The sequence below is a fragment of the Sphingomonas sp. 66-10 genome (assembly GCF_001897045.1).
Taxonomy (GTDB): domain Bacteria; phylum Pseudomonadota; class Alphaproteobacteria; order Sphingomonadales; family Sphingomonadaceae; genus Sphingomonas; species Sphingomonas lycopersici.
In genome coordinates this window covers 26,766-33,153 of sequence record NZ_MKRR01000139.1, presented here as the reverse complement: position 1 = coordinate 33,153, position 6,388 = coordinate 26,766, and the positions used below count along the sequence as shown (strand labels likewise).

Sequence of the window (6,388 nt, the reverse complement as noted above, 5' to 3'; positions counted from 1 at the left end):
CCGTCCCGCGCGTCGCCTTGCCGGTTTGCTTCATCGCCGCGGGTTTAACGAGCGGGATGCGGTGGGCAAGCCTCTTGCCCCGCCGTCACCCCGGCCTCGACCCGGGGTCCATCGGGAGGCAGGCGCGGGGCAAGAGGCTCCGGCCGTGGCGTTCGCGGCATAATGGACCCCGGCTCATGGCCGGGGTGACGAAGGCATCGGCACCAGACCTTGCGATACCCCTGCTTTTGCGGGCAAAGGGCACGACATGAAACGCCGTACCGGACAAGACCGCTCGATCACCGCCAATTGGCGCCCCGCCACGCGTGCGATCCGCGGCGGCACCGCGCGCTCGGAGTTCGGGGAGACGTCGGAGGCGTTGTTCCTCACCTCGGGCTATGCCTATGATTGCGCCGGGGATGCCGCCGCGCGCTTCGCCGGCGAGCAGCAGGGGATGACCTATTCCCGCCTCCAGAACCCGACGGTGCAGATGCTCGAGGAGCGGATCGCGCTGCTCGAGGGCGCCGAGGCGTGCCGCACGATGGCCACCGGCATGGCGGCGATGACCGCGGTATTGCTGTGCCAGCTCCAGACCGGCGATCATGTCGTCGCGGGGCGCGCGGCGTTCGGCTCGTGCCGCTGGCTGGTCGATACCTTGCTGCCGCGATTCGGCATCACCACCACGGTGATCGACGCACGCGATCCGCAGCAATTCGCCGATGCGGTGCGGCCCGAGACCAAGGTGTTCTTCTTCGAGACCCCGGCCAATCCGACGATGGACGTGGTCGATCTGCGCGCGGTGTGCGGGATCGCGCGCGAGCGCGGGATCACGTCGGTGGTCGACAATGCCTTTGCGACGCCCGCGCTCCAGCGCCCGCTCGATTACGGCGCCGATGTCACCGCTTATTCGGCGACCAAGATGATGGACGGGCAGGGCCGCGTTCTCGCCGGCGCGGTGTGCGGCTCGGCCGATTTCGTCGAGAACACCTTGCTCTCCTTCATTCGCAACACCGGGCCGACGCTGTCGGCGTTCAACGCCTGGGTGGTGCTCAAGGGGCTGGAGACGCTTGATCTGCGTATCCGCCGCCAGTCGGAAAGCGCGTTGAAGGTCGGCCGCTTCCTCGAGGGCCGCGTCCCGCGCGTGCTCCACCCGGGGTTGCCGAGCCACCCGCAGCACAATCTGGCGATGTCGCAGATGGACGCTGCCGGGCCGATCTTCGCTTTCGAGGTCGATGGCGGGCGCAAGCAGGCGCATGCTCTGCTCGATGCGCTGCAGCTGATCGACATTTCGAACAATATCGGCGATTCTCGGTCCTTGATGACCCACCCCGCCACCACGACGCATCATTCGGTCGCCGAGGACAAGCGCATCGAAATGGGAGTCAGCGACGGGATGCTGCGACTTAACGTCGGGCTGGAGGACGTGGACGATCTGATCGAGGATCTCGATCAGGCGCTCCGCGTGGCGGGATTGTGAAGGCGCTCTTCCCCTATGAGGAAACCACGCACGGCGTGACCGTGCGCGTCTCGGTCACCTATCTGCCCGAGCAATCGGAGCCCGAGCGCGGGCGCTGGTTCTGGGCCTATCATATCCGGATCGAGAACCACGGCGAGCACAGTATCCAGCTGCTCAGCCGCTATTGGCTGATCACCGACGGGCGCGGGGTGCAGCATCCGGTCGAGGGCGAGGGCGTGGTCGGCGAAAAGCCGGTGATCGAGCCCGGCGCGAGCTACGATTATGTCTCGGGCTGCCCGCTGGGCACCTCGTCGGGATCGATGCAGGGGCATTATCGCATGATCGGCGAGAGCGGCGCGCCGTTCGACGTCGCCATCCCCAAATTCGCGCTGCTCGCGCCGGCGGTGGGGGCATGAAGCGCACGCATCTGCCGCTCAACGGGCTGCGCGTGCTCGATGCGGCCGCGCGCCATCTGTCCTTCACCCGCGCGGCGGACGAGCTGGCGGTGACCCCGGCGGCGGTCGGCCAGCAGATCCGCGCGCTCGAGGATACGCTGGGCGTCGTGCTGTTCCGCCGTACCACCAAGGGGCTCGAACTGACGCAGGAGGGCGAGGCGGGATTGGCCGCGCTGCGCGACGGTTTCCTCCATTTCGAGGAATCGGTGCGCGCGATGCAGGCCGGGCAATCGTCCAAATCGCTGACGATCGCCGCGCCGCGCGACGTGACGCAGAAATGGCTGATGCCGCGGCTCGCGGAAATCGCGCGCGACGACGGCGAATTGCGCTTCATCCTCGTCGCGGCGGACGATGTGATCGACTTCACCGAGGCCAATCTCGATCTCGCGATCCGCTGGGGGGAAGGCCCCGGCGCGCATGAGGGCGAGGCGTTGGAGAGCGAGGGGATGGTCACCGTTGAGTGCCCCGGCGGCGGCAGCGAGCTGCGTATCGCCTGGCCCGGGTGTGGCGCGGAAGATGTGTCGGCGCCGATCCGCGTCGCCGACGCGGGGTTGGCGATCGACGCCGCGGCGCAGGGACTGGGGCGCGCGACCGTGCCCGAATTGCTCGCCGCGCGCGATATCGCCGCGGGGCGCGTGGTGCGTGTCGGCGAGGCGAAGTCGTCGCGGCTCGGCTATTGGCTGGTCGCCCCGCTGCCGCAATGGCGGCAGAAGAAGGTCCAGGCGCTGGTCGACGCGCTGACGGCTTAGGGGGGCTCAAGCCCCTCACTTCGGAGGAGGGCTTTTTGCTTCCGGCGCCCGCTTGGTCTATCGCGCGCGCAATCCCGGACGATCACGGACACCATGACGCTTTATTCTCGCTTTGCCGCGCATATCGACGCGGCGCTCGATGCCCTTGTCGCTGGCGGCGCGCTGCCGGCGGATCTCGATCGTCGCAACGTGACGGTCGAGCCGCCGCGCGACACGAGCCACGGCGATCTCGCCACCAATGCCGCGATGGTGCTGGCCAAGCCGGCCAAGTCCAACCCGCGCGCGCTGGCCGAGAAGATCGCTGACGAGCTGCGCCGGCTCGACGAGGTGGCGGCGGTCGAGATCGCCGGCCCCGGCTTCATCAACCTGCGGCTGACCGACGATACGTGGCGCGCCGAGCTTTCCGCGATCCGCGACGCGGGCGGCGATTACGGCCGGTCGCAGCGCGGCCACGGCACCCGCGTCAACGTCGAATATGTCTCCGCCAACCCGACCGGGCCGATGCACATGGGGCATTGCCGCGGCGCGGTGGTCGGCGATGCGCTCGCCGCGCTGCTCGAATTCGCCGGCTATGACGTGACGCGCGAATATTATGTCAATGATGCCGGCGGGCAGGTCGACGTGCTCGCGCGCTCGGCGCATCTGCGCTACCGCGAGGCGCTGGGCGAGGCGGTGGGCGAGATCCCCGAGGGGCTCTATCCGGGCGACTATCTCGTCCCGGTCGGCCGCGCGCTCGCCGACGAATTCGGCGATCGTTACGCGACGGCGCCCGAGAGCGAATGGCTCGTGCTGTTCCGCACCCGCGCGGTCGCGGCGATGATGGCGCTGATCAAGGCCGATCTCGCGCTGCTCGGCATCCACCACGCGGTCTTCGCCTCCGAGGCGGAGCTGCAGGCGGCGGGCAAGCCCGAGGCGGCCGAGCAATGGCTGCGTGAGCGCGGTCTCGTCTATGACGGGGTGCTCGATGCGCCCAAGGGCGAGGTGCCCGACGATTGGGAGCCGGTCGAGCTGCCCCTGTTCCGCTCGACCCAATTCGGCGACGATCAGGATCGCCCGATCAAGAAGTCGAACGGGCAATGGACCTATTTCGGCGCCGATCTCGCCTATCACTTCCAGAAGGCGCAGGCCGCCGACGAGCTGATCGACATCTGGGGCGCCGATCACGCCGGCACCGTGAAGCGGATCGTCGCCGCGGTCGCCGCGCTGACCGAGAACAAGACGCGCTTCGATATCAAGCTCGTCCAGATGGTCCGCCTGCTCCGCGCCGGCGAGCCGGTGAAGATGTCCAAGCGCGCGGGCAATTTCGTCACGCTCGCCGATGTGGTGCGCGAGGTCGGCAAGGACGTCGTGCGCTTCACGATGCTCACCCGACGCGCCGATGCGCAGATGGATTTCGACTTCGCCAAGGTGGTCGAGGCGTCGAAGGACAATCCGGTCTTCTACGTCCAATATGCGCACGCCCGCATCGCCTCGCTGCATCGCCGCGCCGCGGAGGCGGGGATCGATGCGACCAGCCCCGATCTGTCCCGTCTTGATACGGAAGAGCTTGCGCTGGTGAAGCTGGCGGCGCAATTCCCGCGGATCGTCGAAACCGCCGCGGCGGCGCGCGAGCCGCACCGTATCGCTTTTTATCTCTACGATTTGGCTGCGGCCTTTCACTCTTTGTGGAATGTCGGCAATGATCGGCCCGATCGGCGCTTCCTGGTCGTCGAAGATCCGGCGTCGAGCGCGGCGCGTCTGCTCTTGGCGGATGGCTGCGCGCAAATTATTCGTAACGGACTTTCCATCGTGGGGGTGGAAGCGGTCTCGGAGATGTAGGCGGTGACGGCGGTGGACAAGATCGATCTCAGTAACCTTGATCGTTTGCCCTGGCTGGAATCGGTAGAGCCCGAGGAAGAGGATAATGGCGCGCCCGGCGTTCTGCGCCAGGTGCTGCTCGTCGTCGTCGGGCTGGTGATGCTCGCGGGCATCGTTTTCGGCATCTACAAGATGCAGCAGCATGTCGGCACCCCCTCGGGCAGCGGCGATCTGATCAAGGCGCCGCCGGGCGATTACAAGATCAAGCCGGAGGAGCCGGGTGGGCTCAAGGTGAGCGGCGAGGGTGATTCGGCGATCGCGACCAGCGCCGGCGCCAATTCCTCGGCGGCGATCGACCTGAGCGCGGTGCCCGAAGCGCCGATCGACGGCCGCCGCGCCGGCGCCAAGCCCGTGCCAGCGCCGGATGCCGGCGAGCGCGTCGCCGCGGCGAAGGTGCCGCCGAGCGGCGGCAAGCTCACCGCGGAAGCCCCGGTCAGCGCGCCGCGCGCGGCGGTGCCGGGGGCAGGATCGGGCGGATCGCTCGTCCAGCTCGGCGCTTTCCCCAGCGAGGCGGTGGCCAATGCGGCGTGGAGCGCGCTGGCGAAAAGGTTCAACTATCTCGCGACGTTGAACAAATCGGTCGAGGCGGCCGATGTCAACGGGCGCAAGGTCTATCGCTTGCGGGTCAATGCCGGCAGCGCCAGCGCCGCCGCCGATATCTGCGGCCGGCTGAAGGTGGCGGGCGAACGCTGCTTCGTCGCGGGGTAATTTCAGCGCATCGCGTTACCTTAATCCGGCATTCCTCCCTCTCCCCGTTCGCCCTGAGCTTGTCGAAGGGCGTCCCCCACCGGGTGGGACAGGCCGCCCTTCGACAAGCTCAGGGCGAACGGAAGATATCGGTTGGCGTGCCTTCCCCCCCGGCAGCGCTGACGGTATCGGCGGGGCATGAAGCCAGTCATCTTCGGCCTCTCCGGCCCGACGCTCTCCGCCGACGAACGTGCATTCTTCCGCGAGGCGCGCCCGGCCGGCTATATCCTGTTCAAGCGCAACGTGATCGATCGCGCGCAACTTCGCGCGCTCACCGATTCGCTGCGCGATCTGGAGGGGCGGGGCGACGTCGCGATCCTGATCGATCAGGAGGGCGGGCGCGTCGCGCGGATGGGGCCGCCGGAATGGCCCGCCTTTCCCGCCGGCCCGGCGTTCGACGCGCTTTACGAACGCGCGCCGATGTCGGCGATCGAGGCGGCGCGCGCCAATGCCCAGGCGCTCGGGCTGATGCTCGCCGAAATGGGGATTACGGTCGATTGCATGCCGTTGCTCGATGTTGCGCGCGCGGGGACGACCGAGGCGATCGCCTGCCGCGCTTATGGCCGCGAGCCCAAGCGTGTCGCGGCGATGGGCCGCGCGACGCTGGAGGGGCTCGCGGCGGCCGGGGTGGTCGGGGTGGTCAAGCATATGCCGGGGCACGGCCGCGCGATCGTCGATTCGCATTATGATCTGCCCACGGTCACCGCGAGTGACGCCGAGTTGGAGGAGGATCTCGCCCCGTTCCGCGCGCTGGCCGGCGCGCCGATGGGGATGACGAGCCATATCGTGTTCGAGGCGTGGGACCGCGATCGTCCGGCGACGCTGTCGCCGATCGTGATCGAGCAGGTGATCCGCCGCCGCATCGGGTTCGACGGGCTGCTGATGACCGACGATATCGACATGAAGGCGCTCAGCGGCACCGCCGGCGAGAAAGCCGCGGGGGCGATCGCGGCGGGGTGCGATGTGGTGCTCGATTGCTGGGCGCGAATGGACGAGATGATCGAGATCGCGGGGCGGCTCGATGAGATCGAGCCGGGGGCTCGGGATCGGCTGGATCGTGCAATGGCGAGCGTCCCGCCCGCCGAGGGCGATTTCGGCGGGCTGATCGAGAAGCGCGACGCGTTGTTGGCGCTCGCCTGACCCCT

General features: G+C 68.3%; 6 protein-coding genes. All 6 read left to right on the top strand.

The window, feature by feature from the left end; all coding sequences use genetic code 11:
• Positions 1 to 247: 247 nt before the first annotated feature.
• The 6 genes from BGN95_RS20525 to nagZ all read left to right on the top strand — a co-directional run bounded on the left by BGN95_RS20525 (position 248) and on the right by nagZ (position 6,383).
• On the top strand, positions 248 to 1,456 hold the full coding sequence (locus BGN95_RS20525) for a trans-sulfuration enzyme family protein (RefSeq protein ID WP_265271445.1): 1,209 nt from the start codon (positions 248 to 250) through the stop codon (positions 1,454 to 1,456).
• Positions 1,453 to 1,851, top strand: a complete 399-nt coding sequence (gene apaG / locus BGN95_RS20520) for a Co2+/Mg2+ efflux facilitator ApaG/CorD (RefSeq protein ID WP_265271447.1) — start codon at positions 1,453 to 1,455, stop codon at positions 1,849 to 1,851. Before BGN95_RS20525 ends, apaG begins: the two co-directional genes overlap by 4 nt.
• Entirely contained in the window at positions 1,848 to 2,639 is a 792-nt protein-coding gene (locus BGN95_RS20515) for a LysR family transcriptional regulator (RefSeq protein ID WP_179512145.1), read from the top strand. The genes apaG and BGN95_RS20515 overlap by 4 nt, the downstream gene beginning before the upstream one ends.
• A gap of 93 nt (positions 2,640 to 2,732) precedes the next feature.
• Positions 2,733 to 4,457, top strand: coding sequence for an arginine--tRNA ligase (argS, locus tag BGN95_RS20510; protein WP_265313676.1), 1,725 nt, complete (start codon positions 2,733 to 2,735; stop codon positions 4,455 to 4,457).
• A gap of 3 nt (positions 4,458 to 4,460) precedes the next feature.
• Positions 4,461 to 5,204 (top strand): SPOR domain-containing protein, encoded by a 744-nt coding sequence (locus tag BGN95_RS20505; RefSeq protein ID WP_286773840.1) that lies wholly within the window; start codon positions 4,461 to 4,463, stop codon positions 5,202 to 5,204.
• Between the two features lie 177 nt (positions 5,205 to 5,381).
• Positions 5,382 to 6,383: a beta-N-acetylhexosaminidase gene (gene nagZ / locus BGN95_RS20500; protein ID WP_286773839.1), complete on the top strand. Its 1,002-nt coding sequence runs from the start codon at positions 5,382 to 5,384 to the stop codon at positions 6,381 to 6,383.
• The last annotated feature ends 5 nt before the right edge of the window (positions 6,384 to 6,388 follow it).